This window comes from Pseudomonas simiae (genome assembly GCF_000934565.1).
GTDB lineage: Bacteria > Pseudomonadota > Gammaproteobacteria > Pseudomonadales > Pseudomonadaceae > Aquipseudomonas > Aquipseudomonas simiae.
This window is the reverse complement of record NZ_CP010896.1, coordinates 5,356,203-5,372,259: the sequence shown is the minus strand read 5'-3', so window position 1 is coordinate 5,372,259 and position 16,057 is coordinate 5,356,203. Positions and strand designations below refer to the sequence as shown.

Here is a 16,057-nt window from a genome sequence, read left to right as displayed (position 1 = left end):
GAGGGCAAGTTTCCATAAGCAATTTCGAGAGACGGATGAACATCACCACCTTAGCCAAACGCACGTGCCTGCTTCTTTCGCTGATCATCACCCCGGCCGCCTGGGCCGTTGAAATGGTGCCGGCTTCCCCGCAACTGGCCGCCAAGTCCTGGGTCCTCATGGATGCCGCCAGTGGCAACGTGCTGGTCGAGAGCAACGGTGACCAGCGCCTGCCGCCGGCCAGCCTGACCAAACTGATGACCGCCTACATCGCGACCCTGGAAATCCGTCGCGGCCAGATCGGCGAGAACGACCCGGTCACCGTCAGCGAAAACGCCTGGCGTACCGGCGGTTCGCGGATGTTCATCAAGGTTGGCTCGCAGGTCACCGTGAGCGACCTGCTGCACGGCATCATCATCCAGTCCGGTAACGACGCCAGCGTCGCCCTGGCCGAGCACATCGCCGGCAGCGAAGACGCGTTCGCCGACATGATGAACAAAACCGTGGCCGACCTGGGCATGACCAACAGCCACTTCATGAACCCGACCGGCCTGCCGAACCCAGAGCACTACTCGTCGGCTCACGACATGGCGATCCTGGCGCGCGCGATCATCCGCGTCGACCCGGTGCACTACGCGATCTACTCCCAGAAGGAATTCTTCTGGAACAACATCAAGCAGCCTAACCGCAACCTGTTGCTGTGGCGCGACAAGACCGTCGATGGCCTGAAAACCGGCCACACCGACGAAGCCGGCTACTGCATGGTGTCGTCTGCTGTCCGTGACGGCCAACGCTTGATCGCCGTGGTCTTCGGTACCAACAGCGAGCAGGCCCGTGCGGCCGAGACGCAAAAGCTGCTGACCTACGGTTTCCGTTTCTTCGAAACCCAGACCTTCTACCAGAAGGGTGCTGAGCTGGCGACCGCGCCAGTGTGGAAAGGCGCGACCTCCCAGGTCAAAGCCGGCCTGGCCGACGACCTGACCCTGACCATGCCTAAAGGCCAGCTGAAAAAGCTCGCGGCCAGCATGACCATGAACCCGCAATTGGTTGCCCCAATCGCCAAGGGTGATGTGATCGGCAAGGTCGAAGTCAAGCTGGACGACAAAGTGGTGCACAGCGCCGACCTGATCGCCCTGGACGCCGTCGACGAAGGTGGTATCTTCCGCCGCGTCTGGGATAGCATCCGTCTATTCTTCTACAGCTTGTTCAACTGATAGTGTGCACCTGCAAAGCCCCGCGTTGATCCGACGCGGGGCTTTGCCCGTCGCCACGGCTTACGCTTACGAGGCCGTTACGCCATGACCGATAAAGAAGTAAAGGCGCCAAAGATCGAATTCCCGGTGGTGGACTATCCCATCAAGGTGATCAGCGATACCGGTGTCGGCCGTAAAGACCTGATCCTTGAGATCGTGCGTAAACACGCAACGATCAACGATCAGCGCGTGGACGAACGATCCAGTTCAACCGGCAAATACACCACGATCCAGTTGCACATCGTTGCGATCGATCAAGACCAGCTCTACAACATCAACAGCGAACTGCGGGCCACGGGCTTCGTGCACATGGTGTTGTGATGTCTCACGTCCTGGGCTTTCGCGAGCTCGGCCGGATGGACTACGAGCCCGTCTGGCACGCCATGCAGCGGTTCACCAACGAGCGCGGCACGTCGGCACCCGATGAAATCTGGTTGGTGGAACACCCGCCGGTCTTCACCCAGGGGCAGGCCGGCAAGGCCGAGCATCTGTTGCTGCCGGGTGATATTCCGGTGGTGCAGGTCGACCGAGGGGGTCAAGTGACTTACCATGGTCCGGGTCAACTGGTGGCGTATCTGCTGCTGGACGTTCGCAAGCTTGGGTTCGGCGTACGTGACTTGGTAAGCCGTATGGAGGCTTGCCTGATCGAGCTGTTGGCCAGTTACGGCGTGAGCGCCGCGGCCAAGCCCGATGCACCCGGTGTGTACGTGGACGGCGCGAAAATCGCCTCCCTCGGTTTACGCATTCGCCACGGTTGTTCCTTTCATGGCCTGGCCCTGAATGTGGACATGGACCTGGCACCGTTCCGGCGCATCAACCCGTGTGGCTATGCCGGGTTGGCGATGACGCAGCTGAGCGACCATGCCACACCGATTAAATTTGCCGAGGTAAGTGCCCGGCTGCGTGCGCAGCTCGTCAAACACCTCGACTATGCTGAGCAGACGACCCTTACGGGCGGAATCGACTGATTATGACTACTGATGCAGTGCAAACCATGATCCCGACGGTGGACGTTACCGAACGTCCGGCCCCGGCCCCGCGTGCCAAGGTGGAAGCCGGCGTCAAGCTGCGCGGCGCCGAGAAGGTTGCACGCATCCCGGTGAAGATCATTCCGACCACCGAACTGCCGAAGAAGCCTGACTGGATCCGCGTGCGCATCCCGGTTTCGCCGGAAGTCGACCGTATCAAGGCTTTGCTGCGCAAACACAAGCTGCACAGCGTGTGCGAAGAAGCGTCCTGCCCGAACCTGGGCGAGTGCTTCTCTGGCGGCACCGCCACCTTCATGATCATGGGTGACATCTGCACCCGTCGTTGCCCGTTCTGCGACGTGGGCCACGGCCGTCCGAAGCCATTGGACGTCAACGAGCCGGAAAGCCTGGCCATCGCCATCGCCGACCTGAAACTCAAGTACGTGGTGATCACCTCGGTTGACCGCGACGACCTGCGTGACGGCGGTGCCCAGCACTTTGCCGACTGCATCCGCGAGATTCGCAAGCTGTCGCCGAACGTGATGCTCGAAACCCTGGTGCCGGACTACCGTGGTCGCATGGAGGTAGCGTTGGAAATCACCGCCGCCGAGCCACCGGATGTGTTCAACCACAACCTGGAAACCGTGCCACGCCTGTACAAGGCGGCGCGTCCGGGGTCGGACTACCAGTGGTCGCTGACCCTGCTGCAGAAATTCAAGCAGATGATGCCGCACATCCCAACCAAATCCGGCCTGATGCTGGGTCTGGGCGAGACCGACGAAGAAGTCATCGAAGTCATGAAGCGCATGCGCGAACACGACATCGACATGCTGACCCTGGGCCAGTACCTGCAACCGTCCCGCAGCCACTTGCCGGTGCAGCGTTTCGTGCACCCGGACACCTTCGCCTGGTTCGCCGAGGAAGGTTACAAGATGGGCTTCAAGAACGTGGCGTCGGGGCCGTTGGTACGTTCCTCGTATCACGCTGATGAACAGGCCAAGCTGGTCAAGGCTAGCCTGGTTTCCTGATCGGGGTTCAGGCCCAGTGTGGGAGGGGGCTTATGTGGGAGGGGGCTTGCCCCCGATTGCGGTATGTCAGTCGCTACATGTGCTGGCTGATCCACCGCTATCGGGGGCAAGCCCCCTCCCACATTTCGCTCCGCGTTAGTTAGGGAGAGTTGTGTATGACCGCCGCCGTTCCTGCCCTTCGTAGCGAAGGCACCATCGCCCTGATCGCCCCCGCCGGCCCCGCCACCCTGGACGTCGAAAAAGCCGGCCAATGGATGCGTACTCGCGGCTACGACCTGCGGATCTTCCCCGGCGTCTATGAACGCGATGGCTACCTCGCCGGCAGCGATAAAACCCGCCTCAACGACCTTCACAACGCCTTTGCCAACCCCGATATCGACGCCATCTTCTGCCTGCGTGGCGGTTACGGCACGCCACGCCTGCTCGACAGCCTGGACTTCGACCTGTTGCGCGCCAACCCCAAGCCATTCGTAGGCTACAGCGATATAACCGCTCTGCACCTGGCAATCAGCCGCTACGCCGGTTTTGTGACCTTCCACGGGCCGATGCTCAACGCCGACCTGTTGGGTGACAAGCAGCAACCTACCGAGTCTTCATTGTTCAGCATGCTGCGCGGCCAATTGGGCGCTGGCAGCGTGCTGGCGCACCCGGCAGCTTACCCGCTGACCACCCTCGAACCTGGCATTGCCTGTGGGCGCTTGCTGGGTGGCAACCTGTCGATGATCGCGGCGGTCATGGGCACGCCCTTCGAGATCGACGCAGAAGGCATCATCCTGCTGATCGAGGACGTCAACGAGCCGATCTACCGTATTGACCGCCTGCTGACGCACCTGCGTTTGGCGGGCAAGCTGGCGCAGGTTGCCGGTGTGCTGGTCGGGGATGTGGCGGGGGTGGACGGTGCCGCGCTGGAGCGCCTACTCAAGCAGACCTTCGAACCCTTGCGCATTCCGGTGCTGTCAGGCTGGCGCAGCGGGCATTGTGATCCGAATCTGACGCTGCCGATGGGCGCGTTGGTCAGGCTGGATGCGGGGGAGAAGAGGGTGGTGTTGGAGCAGGATGTGGTGTTCAAGGCCTGAGCTTGTTGTCGCCTAACAAACCGCCTTCGCGAGCAAGCCCGCTCCCACATTTGTCAGCATTCCAAAGTTGGAACTCGGTCAAATGTGGGAGCGGGCTTGCTCGCGAAAGCGGTGGCAGCCATAAGCCGATCTACCGATTCTGCAACGATTCCAGCAGTTTCACCGTCGGATAGCCATCCGCCGGCCAGCCCAGCGCTTGCTGCGCTGCACGGATCGCCTTGCGCGTATTGGCGCCGATAATGCCGTCCGGGTTGCCCGCGTCATAGCCATTGGCACTCAAGGCCGTCTGCAGGTCGATACGCTGCGAGCGGCTCAATGGCAGCTCATCCTTCGGCCAATCGCCACGAATCACGCCACCGCCCGCGAAGCGTTCCGACAGCAGGCCAACCGCCAATGCGTAGGACGACGAGTTATTGTACTTGAGGATTGCACGGAAGTTATCCAGCACCAGGAAGGCCGGACCACGGTAACCGGCCGGCAATAGCAAGGCAGCGGACAGTTGGTCAACGTTCGGCGGCAGGGTTGCGCCCGGCGGCAGTTGGATGCCCAGTTTGAGCCATTCAGCAACTGTCTTGCGGATGCCGCCATCGGCCAGCGCGTAATCGAAATTCGCCGGCAGTTGTTTCACCTCGAAGCCCCACGGCTGGCCCTTCTGCCAGCCGGAGCTTTGCAGGTAGTGCGCGGTGGAGGCGAGGGCGTCGGCCGGGCTGTTCCAGATATCGCGGCGACCGTCGCCATCGAAGTCCACGGCGTGGGTGTTGTAGGTGGTCGGGATGAATTGGGTCTGGCCCATGGCCCCGGCCCAGGAGCCTTTCATCTGGTCGGCCTGGATATCGCCATGCTGGATGATCTGCAACGCGGCCAGCAATTGCGCCTGGGCGAATGCTGGGCGACGGCCTTCATAGGCCAGGGTCGCGAGTGAGCGGATCACTGAGTTATTGCCCTGGAACTGGCCGAAGTTGCTCTCCATCCCCCATACCGACACCAATGCCTGGCGGTCGACGCCATAGCGTTGTTCGATGCTTTGCAGGATGTCGGCGTACTTGATCAACAGCGACTGGCCGTTACGTACGCGCAGTGGCGAGAGGGCGCCATCGAGGTACTCCCACACCGGGCGGGAAAATTCAGGCTGGCTGCGATCGGCCCGGATCACCGCCATGTCCGGGGTGACATTGGCGAAGGCGTTGTCGAACACGGCAGCGGTGATGCCGGCCTGCAGGGCTTGCACACGAAAGCCCGCCTGCCATTCGGCGAAGGTCTGGGTCGGTTGGATGTCCAGATTGTCCACGGCCAGCGGGGCCACGACAGCGGGCGCTACCACGGGGGCGGTCTGGAGTTTGGGCAGGGGTTGAGCGTCGGCGGCGGTCGGTTTTTCCGCGCAGGCGACGAGCAGAATGAGGCTGGAGGCAGCGATCAATTGGCGAAGGTGCCAACGATGGGAAAGACTAGAGGGCATGCACAGGTCCAGGGATTACAAATCAGGTGCAGACCTTATCATGTCAGAGGGGCGCTTGCCTTCAGGCAGCCAGAAAGTAAGAAGCCTCCCAGCTATTAGACTGGAAGGCTTCGCGGCGGTAGCTGCCTTTGCCCTTGCCGGCGCGTTCCTGACGGCTGCGGAACAGTGGCTGGGCGATGATGGATTTGGCCTTGTTGGGGCCATGCTTGGATGGCTTTTTGCTCATGGTCGGTACTCTCGTCAGGTGGGATGAAGCGGTGCAAATCATCTGCCGAAGTCGGGCCGCTGTAAAGCCCGGCGATGTGTAGGTGTTTTCGTATGCTGAAGTAAGCGCGGTGAATGTGGGAGCTGGCTTGCCTGCGATAGCATCAGCTCGATGCCTCTGAAAAACCGAGGTGCCTGCATCGCGGGCAAGCTCGGCTCCCACAGGGGAACGTGGTGTTTCAAGAGGGTGTTATTCGGCGGGGAGGGTCAGGCGCTGGCCGGCCATCAACAGCGACAAACGGCTCAGGCTCATCCATGGCGAACCGGCCGCCTGGCCCTTGATCTGTGCGTCGATGCGCTGCGCTTCCAGCAAGAGTTGCGCCCAGCGTTGCGCCGAGTGCCGCTGCAGCGCTTTGCTCATCAGCGGTTTGCGCTTGTCCCATACCGGCGGCCGGGCTTGGCTGAAGGCCTTGTCCAGCGGCGTGCCCTGGCTGTATTGCAGGGCAATATTGGCCAGTACGCGCAGTTCACGGGCCAGGGCCCAGAGAATCACCGGTGGTTCCACCCCTTCGCCACGCAGGCCTTCGAGCATGCGCAGGGCGTGGGCGGGTTCGCCATTAAGGATCGCGTCCACCAGTCCGAACACATCAAAGCGTGCGCTATCCGCCACGGCGCCCTGGACGGTCTCGACGGTAATCTGCCCGTCTTCGGCCATCAGCTTGAGCTTTTCGATCTCCTGGGCGGCGGCAAGCAAGTTGCCTTCGACCCGGGCGGCGATCAGCTCCACCGCATCCTGGGTCGCCGACAGCCCCGATTGGGACAGGCGCTGGCGAATCCACTGCGGTAGCTGGTTGCTGTCCACTGGCCAGATCTGGATGAACTGGGTGTGGGCCCCTTCCACCAAGGCCTTGCCCCATTTGGTTTTCTGCGCACTGCCGTCGAGCTTGGGCAGGCTGATCAGCAGCACCGTGTCTTCGGCCGGGCGTGAGCAGTATTCCATCAAGGCGGCAGCGCCTTTGTCGCCAGGCTTGCCCGAAGGCAGGCGCAGTTCCAGCAGGCGTTTTTCGGCAAACAGCGACATGCTTGCGCCAGCTTGCAGCAGCGTGCCCCAGTCGAAACTGGCGTCGGCGCTGAAGACCTGGCGTTCGTCGAAGCCTTGCTGGCGTGCCGCGGTGCGGATGGCGTCGGCGGCTTCCTGGCACAGCAGCGGGTCATCGCCGCTGACGATATAGACAGGCGCAAGGCCACCTTGCAGGTGTTTGGCGAGTTGGGCGGGAGCGAGTTTCATAGGCAGGGCGAACGGGGCGTTTGGGGCGCCCCGTCTGGCTTACTCGACAGGTACTTCAACAGGCGATTGTTTCGGCGTGTTGTCTTCGTACTCTTTGGCGGCTTTCAGCGCGTCAGCGTCGGCTTTGGCCTTGTTGTCAGCGGCCTGCTGCAGGGCTTCCAATTGCACTGGCGTCAGCAGTTGCAGACGCAGGATCATGCGCTGGACCAGCTCACGACGCATTTCCTTGCGCACTTGGACGATTTCCGAGTCCGAGCCCACCAGGTTGTTGCCATCGTGGCTCACGACCTTCTGGACCTGGATCTTGTCACCCATCAATGGCAGATGGTCGCGGCCCTGGATTTGGAAGCTCAGTTCGGTGCTCAACTCGATGTCCGACGCACGGCCGGCGCTGGCGTAGCTCAGGTTGCGCTGGGTTTCTCTCTCATCAGCCAGGAACAGCTTGTAGGTCGCGCCGGTGTAAACGTGCACGCCGCTGTTTTCTAGAACCTGGCGCAACTGAATCACGGTGTCGCCGTAGGCATTGCGGGCGCTGACGTCCAGTTCCTTGATCGCCAGGTCGTTGGTGCCGGTGCCGCGCAGCTGGAAGCCGCAAGCGCTCAGCAGCACGGCAAGGCCCATTACCAGCAAATTGCGTTTGATCATTTTGTTGCTCCCCTTGAAACCATGTGGGCCTTATCGAGGCCCTGAAGGCTTTGTTCGACGCAGGGCTCAAGCCCTGCGCCCGATCCGATTAGCTAGCGACGATATTGACCAGTTTGCCAGGCACCACGATCACTTTGCGGATCGTCAGGCCTTCGGTAAAGCGCAGCACGTTTTCGTTGACGCGGGCAGCCGCTTCAACGTCTTCGCGGCTGGCGGTAGCCGGCATGTCGATCTGGCCACGCAGTTTGCCGTTGACCTGGATCACCAGTTGCAGCGTGTCCTGTACCAGGGCGCTGTCATCCTGCACCGGCCAGCGTGCATCGATGACGGCTTCGCTGTGGCCCAGGCGGTTCCACAGGTCGTGGCTGATGTGCGGCGTGATCGGTGCCAGCAGCAGGGTGACCGTTTCCAGGCCTTCCTGTACCAGTGCACGATCCTGTTCGGTCGCTTGTGGTGCTTTTTCCAGCACGTTCATCAGTGTCATCACCTGGGCGATGGCGGTGTTGAACTTGTGGTTCTGGCCCACGTCCTGGCTGGCTTGCTTGATGGCCAGGTGGGTGCTGCGGCGAATCAGTTTCTGCTCGTCGCTCAAGGCGTTCACGTCCAGTTTGCCCGGCAGGCCCTGGCTGATGTGGGCGTGCGCCAGGCGCCAGACGCGCTTGAGGAAGCGGTGCGAACCTTCGACGCCGGAGTCGGACCATTCGGCGCTCATGTCGGGCGGCGAGGCGAACATCATGAACAGGCGGCAGGTGTCGGCGCCGAACTGATCGATCATCGACTGTGGGTCAACGCCGTTGTTCTTTGACTTGGCCATCTTCTCGGTGCCGCCGATTTCCACCGGCAGGCCATCGGCGATCAGCTTGGCGCTGATGACCTTGGCTTTGCTGTCGCGCTCAAGCTCAACGTCGGCCGGGTTGAACCAGGTATAGGCGCCATTGGCTTCTCGGCGATAGTAAGTCTCGGCGACCACCATGCCCTGGGTCAGCAGGTTCTTGAACGGCTCATCGGAGCTCACCAGGCCTTCATCGCGCATCAGCTTGTGGAAGAAGCGCGCATACAGCAGGTGAAGGATGGCGTGTTCGATACCGCCGATGTACTGGTCAACCGGCAGCCAGTGATCGGCCGCGGATTTTTCCACCAGGCCACCCTCGTAGTGCGGCGAGGCGTAACGGGCGTAGTACCACGAGGACTCGACGAAGGTGTCCATGGTGTCGGTTTCACGCTTGGCAGGCTGGCCGCATTTCGGGCAGCTGCATTCGTAGAACTCGGGCATGCGCGCCAATGGCGAACCGGCGCCATCCGGTACCACATCTTCCGGCAGGACAACCGGCAGTTGGTCTTCCGGTACTGGCACGTCGCCACAGCTTTCGCAGTGAATGATCGGGATCGGGCAGCCCCAGTAGCGCTGGCGGCTGATGCCCCAGTCACGCAGACGGAACTGGGTGCGCGAGGCACCGAGGTTTTTCTTGATCAGTGCAACTTCGATTGCATCGAAAGCGCCTTGGAAGTCCAGGCCGTCGAACTCGCCGGAATTGATCAGTTCACCGTGCTCGCCGTAGGCGTCTTGCCACGGGGCCGGGTTGGTATCGCCCGAGCTGGTGCGCACCACGGATTTGATCGGCAGGTTGTATTTGGTGGCGAATTCGAAATCGCGCTCGTCGTGAGCCGGCACAGCCATTACTGCGCCATCGCCGTAGTGCATCAGCACGTAGTTGGCGACCCAGACCGGCAGCTTCTCGCCCGTCAGCGGGTGCTCGACGAACAGACCGGTGGGCAGGCCTTTTTTCTCCTGGGTGGCAACGTCGGCTTCGGCCACACTGCCGCCTTTGCATTCGGCGATGAACGCCTGCAGCTCAGGGTTGTTCTGTGCGGCCTGGGTGGCCAGCGGGTGTTCGGCGGCCACGGCGACGTAAGTCGCGCCCATCAGGGTATCCGGACGGGTGGTGAAGACTTTGAGTGCGCCCGCTTCGCCGATCGAGTCGACGTTGTACGGGAACTGCACTTCCATGCCTTTCGACTTGCCGATCCAGTTGCGCTGCATGGTCTTGACCTGCTCAGGCCAGCCCGGCAGGTCGTCGAGGCTCGACAAGAGCTCATCCGCATAGGCGGTGATCTTGAAGTAGTACATCGGGATTTCGCGCTTTTCGATCAGCGCGCCGGAGCGCCAGCCGCGGCCGTCGATCACCTGTTCGTTGGCCAGGACGGTCTGGTCGATCGGGTCCCAGTTCACGGTGCCGCTTTTTTTGTAGATCACGCCTTTTTCGAACAGGCGAGTGAACAGCCATTGTTCCCAGCGGTAGTAATCCGGCTTGCAGGTGGTCACCTCGCGGGACCAATCCACCGCCAGGCCCAGGCTGCGCAGCTGGGTTTTCATGTAGGCGATGTTTTCGTAGGTCCACTTGGCGGGCGCCACGTTGTTTTTCATCGCGGCGTTTTCCGCCGGCATGCCGAAGGCGTCCCAACCCATGGGTTGCAGGACGTTCTTGCCTTGCATGCGCTGGTAACGGGAAATCACGTCGCCGATGGTGTAGTTACGCACGTGCCCCATGTGTAGCTTGCCGCTGGGGTAAGGGAACATCGATAGGCAGTAGTAAGTCTCCTTGCCTGGCTGTTCACTGACTTCAAAGGACTTTTGCTCGTCCCAGAAGGTTTGGGCGGCATTTTCTATTTCACGGGGCTGATATTGTTCGTGCATGGCTACTTTTGAACTGAATAGGGGTGGCCTAATCCTCTTCGGTGCAACATTCAGGTTGATCGACACCAAAAAGCGGCGCGTCCGTGCCCAAACCCTGCGGGAAGTGGAGTTACAGGAAGCGCCGTAGCATACATGACCCCACTCTATCGAGGGAAACCCTGATTGCGCAGGCAGGGCCGTCTGTCGCGGCGCCAGGCAGGTGCAGCCATGGGGGCTACGCTGTTTATTGGGGAATGAGTCATATCTTCAATGAGGTGAGGGGATGGTTGAATCGCAGCGAATCGTAACGACACCGGATATCTACGAAGGACTGATCGACCGATTGGGTCGTGCATTGGATGCAGCGAGGACAGCGGGCCGATTGCGTGATGAACGGCCTGTTGAGTTGGAACTGCGTGGGCTTAGCCGCGCGGAGCTGGAACTGATCAATGCTTATCTGGACCGCAATGGGCGCAGTGCGCCTCCTTGGGTGGCAACCCCGCCAATCAAGGAGCCTACGCATTCAGCCAAGGTGGTGTGGCTCAAGGACTTGTCGGCCGGCCGTGGCGCGGAAAAACTCCGGTCCGCCCGCCACAAGTAGTTCACTCCCCCCTGAACTGCATCATCGCTCTATGTCACCGTAAAGATTGTCGCTAAACCCCGTTACACCTTAGGCTTCGGGCATCTATGGAGATGCCCGATGCCTATTCGTTACTTCATCAAACAACTGCTCCTGCCGCCCGGCATTCTTTTGCTGTTGCTGGCCCTTGCCTGGTGGTTTCGTCGCAGCCGTCCGCGCTTGGCGGCGTGCTGCTTCGCCCTGGGGCTGGGTGGCCTGTGGCTGATCAGCTTGCCGGTGATGGTGGAGTGGGGTGCCCGGGCCCTGGAAAGCGAGCCACCGTTGGCCCGTGAGGACTGGAGCACCCTGGCCCAGCGCGCCGACGCCATTGTGGTGTTGGGTTCGGGGCGTGAACGCGGTGACCCGGCCTGGGGCGCCGACCAGCCCACCGGTATCGGCCTGGGGCGCCAGCGCTACGCCGCACGCTTGGCCGAGGCTTCCGGTTTGCCGGTGCTGACCTCCGGTGGCCTGCATTACGGCACACCGCCCAGCGAGGCGGAGTTGATGGCCGTGTCGATGCAGGATGATTTCGGTGTAACCGTACGCTGGAAGGAAGAGCGCAGCCGTACGACCTGGGAAAATGCGCAGATGAGTGCCGAGATTCTATTGCCGGAGGGTATCAAGCGCGTGGTGGTGGTGACCCAGGCCTGGCACATGTCGCGTTCGGTCTGGAGCTTTGAAAAGGCCGGTTTCACCGTGGTGCCGGCGCCCGTGGGTTTCCTGGGCGTGGACAACGCCCGGCCGCTGGGTGGTTGGATGCCGGAGTTCAAGTCGGTGTGGCAGAGCGGGCAGTTGATCAATGAAGCGGTGGGGCAGGTGGGGTATCGGGTGTTCTACCAATAACACCGCAAATCAAAATGTGGGAGCGGGCTTGCTCGCGAATGCGGTGTGTCAGTCACCAAATGTATTGACTGATCCACCGCATTCGCGAGCAAGCCCGCTCCCACATTGGGTGTCTGCGTTTGTCTGTCAGACGGTTTTGGCCATGCGACCGGCCAGCAGCGCCCAGCCAAACAGCCCCAGGCACACAATGATCAACGGCCATGAGCGCCATTGCAGGTACGGCGTAAGGTTGTGCATCGGCACGACTTCACCGTAGAGGATGCCGCGTTCGAATTGCGGGATCTGCGCGGTGATCTGACCGAACGGGTTGATCAGGCCGGTCACGCCATTGTTGGTGGCGCGGATCATCCAGCGACCGGCTTCGAGCGCACGCATCTGCGCCATTTGCAGGTGCTGCAACGGACCGATGGAGCGGCCGAACCACGTATCGTTGCTGATGGTGAGCAGCAGATCACTCTGGGCCGACAGGCCGGCAGCGAACTCCGGGTACACCACTTCGTAGCAAATGAACGGCGCAATCTGATAGCCCTTGGCCTGCAGCATTGCCTGGTCTGACGGGCCGCGAGCGAAGTCGGACATTGGCAAATCGAAGAAGGCAATCAGGCCGCGCAGCATGTCCTGCAGCGGCACGTACTCGCCAAACGGCACCAGCTTCTGTTTGAGGTAGGTGCCGTCGCCTTCGCCAACCACGGTGATACCGTTGAAGTAGCGCTTCTGGTGATGCACTTCCTGGCGGATCGGTACGCCGGTGATCAGCGCGGTGTGCCGGTCGGCAGCGAACTTGCCCATCATGCCCAGGTAGCCTTCGACAGACTCCTTGAGCACCGGCACGGCGGTTTCCGGCCACACCAGCAGGTCGACGGGCTTGGAGGTGAAGCTCATGTCGCGGTACAGCGCGAGCTGTGCGTTGAGCTGCTCCGGGTCCCACTTCATGCTTTGTTCGACGTTGCCCTGGATGGCGGCCACGCTCAGCGGCGCGCCAGACGGGCTGGTCCAGGCGTGATGCTTGAGCGCCAGGCCGATCGCCCAGGGCGCGACCAGTAATACAAGGCCTGCACCAATGAATGCGTTGCGCTTGCCAGCCAGCAGGCGCGGCAAGTTGCACAGCAGCGCCGCCGTGAGTGCCAGGGCAAAGGAAATCAGCCACATACCGCCCACGGGCGCCAAACCCGTCAGCGGGCCGTCAAGCTGGCTGTAGCCGGAGTACAGCCACGGAAACCCCGTCAGGAACCAGCCGCGAAACGCTTCCTGGCCCACCCACAACGCAGCAAACGTCAATGCATCCGCCAATGGGGCCTCGTTACGACGCAACCAGCGCGCCCACAACCACGCGGGCAGCGCGAAGAACCAGGCGATGGCGGCGGTAAACAGCAGCATCAAGAAACCCGCCAGCAGCACCGAAGCGCCGCCGAAGTGGTGGATGCTGTAGTAGATCCAGCTGGTGCCGGCGCCGAACAAGCCGAAACCGAAGCACCAGCCACGGCCCAGGGCCTGGCGCGGGCTCAGGTCCCGCAGCCCGATATAGAACAGTCCGACCGCCAGCAGCGCAAATGGCCACACGTCGAACGGCGCCAACGCCAGGGTGGTGATGGCACCGGCCACCACGGCCAGCAGATTACCGGGCCAGCCGGGGCGGGTTAGGCGCTGCATGTCATTCCTTAGCGGGCAATAGGGGTCAGGCGGATCAAGTGGATTCGACGACTATCGGCATTCAGGATGCGGAAGCGATACGCGCCGATCTCGGTGGTTTCGTTACGCTTGGGCAGATGCCCGAACGCACTCATCACCAACCCGCCGACGGTATCGAACTCGTCATCGGAGAATTCGCTGTCGAAGAACTCATTGAAGTTCTCGATCGGCGTCAGCGCCTTGATCAGGAAGTCACCGCTGGGCAGTGGCTTGATGTAGCTGTCTTCTTCAACGTCGTGCTCGTCCTCGATGTCGCCGACGATCTGTTCCAGCACGTCTTCAATCGTCACCAGGCCGGCTACGCCGCCGTATTCGTCGATCACGATTGCCATGTGATTGTGGTTGGCGCGGAATTCGCGCAGCAACACATTCAGGCGCTTGGATTCGGGCACGAAGGTGGCCGGACGCAGCAGGTCCTTGATGTTGAAGCTGTCGCCGTTCTCCTTGAGGATCAGCGGCAGCAGGTCCTTGGCCAACAGGACGCCCATGACGTCGTCATGGCTTTCACCGATCACCGGGTAGCGCGAGTGCGCCGAGTCGATCACGGCCGGGAGGAATTCCCGAGGGGTCTGGGTCGCCTTGATGCTGATCATCTGCGAGCGCGGGACCATGATGTCGCGTACTTGCAGGTCAGCCACCTGGATGGCGCCTTCGACGATGGCCAGCGCTTCGCTGTCCAGCAACTTGTTCTGATGGGCCTCGCGCAGCAGCTCAAGCAGCTCCTGGCGGTTTTTCGGCTCGTGGGCAAAAGCCTGGGTCAGTTTACCCAGCCATGACTTCTGCCCGTTGCTCGATCGGTCTTCGCTCATAGCGATTACTCTGAATCCTTTATTGTTACAGTTGAGTGTTTTTAAACTTCGTCGTCGGCATACGGGTCCGGATGACCCAATTCTGCAAGCAACGTTTGTTCCAGTGTTTCCATTTCCTCGGCTTCGTCATCGTCTATATGGTCGTAACCCAAGAGATGCAAGCAGCCGTGGATGACTAGATGGGCCCAATGGGCTTCTAGTTCCTTGCCTTGTTCTTTTGCCTCGCGCTCCACCACGGCGACACAGATGACCAGATCGCCCAGCAACGGGATATCCAGCAGTTCATCCGGCACGTCGGCGGGGAAGGACAGCACGTTGGTCGCGTAATCCTTCTGGCGCCAGGTGTGATTCAGTTCGCGGCCCTCGGGCTCGTCCACCAGGCGAATGGTCAGTTCCGAGTCGGCGGTGCGCTGGCGCAGGGCCAGGGCGCACCATTGGCGGAACTGTGCTTCGCTGGGGGCGGGCGCGTCGGTGGCCAGCTGCAGGTCAAGCTCAAGCATCGCGGCGAACATCCTTGGACAAACCATCGTCGCGGTGTTCGAAGCGCTCGTAGGCCTCGACAATGCGCTGCACCAGCGGGTGGCGCACCACATCCTTGGGCATGAAGTGCGTGAAGCTGATGCCCGGCACGTCCTTGAGCACCTCGATCACCTGGCCCAGGCCCGACTTGGTGCCCTTGGGCAGGTCGACCTGGGTGATGTCGCCGGTGATCACCGCAGTGGAGCCGAAGCCGATCCGGGTGAGGAACATCTTCATTTGCTCGACAGTGGTGTTCTGGCTTTCGTCGAGGATGATGAAACTGTTGTTCAAGGTACGACCGCGCATGTAGGCCAGCGGGGCGATCTCGATCACCTGGCGTTCGATCAGCTTGGCCACGTATTCGAAGCCGAGCATCTCGTACAGCGCGTCATAGAGCGGGCGCAGGTACGGGTCGATCTTCTGGGCCAGGTCGCCGGGCAGGAAACCGAGCTTTTCGCCGGCCTCGACCGCTGGGCGCACCAGCAGGATGCGGCGCACTTGCTCACGCTCCAACGCGTCGACCGCGCAGGCCACGGCCAGGTAGGTCTTGCCGGTACCGGCAGGGCCGATGCCGAAATTGATGTCGTTGCCGAGGATTTCCTTGACGTACTTCTGCTGATTCAAGCCACGGGGGCGAATCATGCCTTTTTTGGTACGCAGGGCCACGCTGGCTTCGGCCACAGGGTTGTTGGCCAGGTCTTCAACCGCCGATTCCTGCAGGTACAGGTGCACCGTTTCCGGCGACAGCTCACTGCCCTTGGTTTCGCGGTAGAGACGGCGCAGCAGGTTTTCTGCAGACGTGGTGTGTTGGGGTTCACCAATGAGCTCGAACTGATTGCCGCGGTTGCGGATCTCGATGCTCAGGCGTTGTTCGATCAGGCGCAGGTGCTCGTCGAACTGTCCGCACAGATTGGCGAAACGGCGAGCCTCAAATGGCTCGAGGATAAAACGATGGGGTTCTGCTATGGGTGCGTTCAAGGTCGCTTTTAGCCGCCCTTTGGCTGTTG

The 16,057-nt window shown here is 61.4% G+C and carries 16 protein-coding genes; 7 read left to right on the top strand and 9 right to left on the bottom strand.

Going from position 1 to position 16,057, the window contains the following annotated elements; translation table 11 throughout:
* The first annotated feature begins 35 nt into the window (after window positions 1–35).
* From PF1751_RS24415 to PF1751_RS24395, 5 genes are all read left to right on the top strand, one after another.
* On the top strand, window positions 36–1,193 hold the full coding sequence (locus PF1751_RS24415; protein ID WP_010206786.1) for a D-alanyl-D-alanine carboxypeptidase family protein: 1,158 nt from the start codon (window positions 36–38) through the stop codon (window positions 1,191–1,193).
* Between the two features lie 84 nt (window positions 1,194–1,277).
* Window positions 1,278–1,553, top strand: a complete 276-nt coding sequence (locus tag PF1751_RS24410; RefSeq protein ID WP_010206784.1) for a DUF493 domain-containing protein — start codon at window positions 1,278–1,280, stop codon at window positions 1,551–1,553.
* Window positions 1,553–2,200, top strand: coding sequence for a lipoyl(octanoyl) transferase LipB (lipB, locus tag PF1751_RS24405; RefSeq protein WP_010206783.1), 648 nt, complete (start codon window positions 1,553–1,555; stop codon window positions 2,198–2,200). Before PF1751_RS24410 ends, lipB begins: the two co-directional genes overlap by 1 nt.
* Before the next feature lie 26 nt (window positions 2,201–2,226).
* Window positions 2,227–3,228 carry a lipoyl synthase gene (lipA, locus tag PF1751_RS24400; RefSeq protein WP_162098517.1) on the top strand — a complete coding sequence of 334 codons (1,002 nt, stop codon included), beginning with the start codon at window positions 2,227–2,229 and terminating at the stop codon, window positions 3,226–3,228.
* A 155-nt stretch (window positions 3,229–3,383) separates the two neighbouring features.
* A complete protein-coding gene (locus PF1751_RS24395) occupies window positions 3,384–4,304 on the top strand; it encodes a S66 peptidase family protein (protein ID WP_044287938.1) in 921 nt (306 codons plus the stop codon).
* Between the two features lie 130 nt (window positions 4,305–4,434).
* Here PF1751_RS24395 and PF1751_RS24390 read toward each other — a convergent pair whose 3' ends face one another.
* The 5 genes from PF1751_RS24390 to leuS form a co-directional block, all read right to left on the bottom strand.
* Window positions 4,435–5,760, bottom strand: a complete 1,326-nt coding sequence (locus PF1751_RS24390) for a lytic murein transglycosylase (protein ID WP_010206779.1) — start codon at window positions 5,758–5,760, stop codon at window positions 4,435–4,437.
* Between the two features lie 61 nt (window positions 5,761–5,821).
* Complete coding sequence (gene arfA / locus PF1751_RS24385; RefSeq protein WP_003176285.1) at window positions 5,822–5,986, bottom strand: alternative ribosome rescue factor ArfA; 165 nt, start codon at window positions 5,984–5,986, stop codon at window positions 5,822–5,824.
* Between the two features lie 228 nt (window positions 5,987–6,214).
* Window positions 6,215–7,252, bottom strand: a complete 1,038-nt coding sequence (holA, locus tag PF1751_RS24380) for a DNA polymerase III subunit delta (protein WP_010206778.1) — start codon at window positions 7,250–7,252, stop codon at window positions 6,215–6,217.
* Window positions 7,253–7,291: 39 nt separating this feature from the next.
* A complete protein-coding gene (locus tag PF1751_RS24375) occupies window positions 7,292–7,897 on the bottom strand; it encodes an LPS-assembly lipoprotein LptE (RefSeq protein ID WP_010206777.1) in 606 nt (201 codons plus the stop codon).
* 88 nt (window positions 7,898–7,985) lie between these two features.
* Window positions 7,986–10,592 (bottom strand): leucine--tRNA ligase, encoded by a 2,607-nt coding sequence (gene leuS / locus PF1751_RS24370; protein WP_010206776.1) that lies wholly within the window; start codon window positions 10,590–10,592, stop codon window positions 7,986–7,988.
* A 262-nt stretch (window positions 10,593–10,854) separates the two neighbouring features.
* On the opposite strand from leuS, the gene PF1751_RS24365 reads away from it, so the two are divergent.
* Complete coding sequence (locus tag PF1751_RS24365; protein ID WP_021492967.1) at window positions 10,855–11,172, top strand: hypothetical protein; 318 nt, start codon at window positions 10,855–10,857, stop codon at window positions 11,170–11,172.
* A 99-nt stretch (window positions 11,173–11,271) separates the two neighbouring features.
* The gene (locus PF1751_RS24360) at window positions 11,272–12,033 is read left to right on the top strand and encodes a YdcF family protein (protein WP_044287937.1); all 762 of its coding nucleotides are present in this window, start codon (window positions 11,272–11,274) and stop codon (window positions 12,031–12,033) included.
* Between the two features lie 126 nt (window positions 12,034–12,159).
* Here the strand turns inward: PF1751_RS24360 and lnt are convergent, their stop codons facing one another.
* The 4 genes from lnt to PF1751_RS24340 are packed head-to-tail and all read right to left on the bottom strand — an operon-like array spanning window position 12,160 to window position 16,028.
* Window positions 12,160–13,683, bottom strand: coding sequence for an apolipoprotein N-acyltransferase (gene lnt, locus PF1751_RS24355; RefSeq protein ID WP_010206773.1), 1,524 nt, complete (start codon window positions 13,681–13,683; stop codon window positions 12,160–12,162).
* An 8-nt stretch (window positions 13,684–13,691) separates the two neighbouring features.
* Window positions 13,692–14,531, bottom strand: a complete 840-nt coding sequence (locus tag PF1751_RS24350) for an HlyC/CorC family transporter (protein WP_010206772.1) — start codon at window positions 14,529–14,531, stop codon at window positions 13,692–13,694.
* Window positions 14,532–14,572: 41 nt separating this feature from the next.
* Window positions 14,573–15,031: an rRNA maturation RNase YbeY gene (ybeY, locus tag PF1751_RS24345; RefSeq protein ID WP_010206771.1), complete on the bottom strand. Its 459-nt coding sequence runs from the start codon at window positions 15,029–15,031 to the stop codon at window positions 14,573–14,575.
* Window positions 15,024–16,028: a PhoH family protein gene (locus PF1751_RS24340; RefSeq protein WP_010206770.1), complete on the bottom strand. Its 1,005-nt coding sequence runs from the start codon at window positions 16,026–16,028 to the stop codon at window positions 15,024–15,026. Before PF1751_RS24340 ends, ybeY begins: the two co-directional genes overlap by 8 nt.
* Window positions 16,029–16,057: the final 29 nt, after the last annotated feature.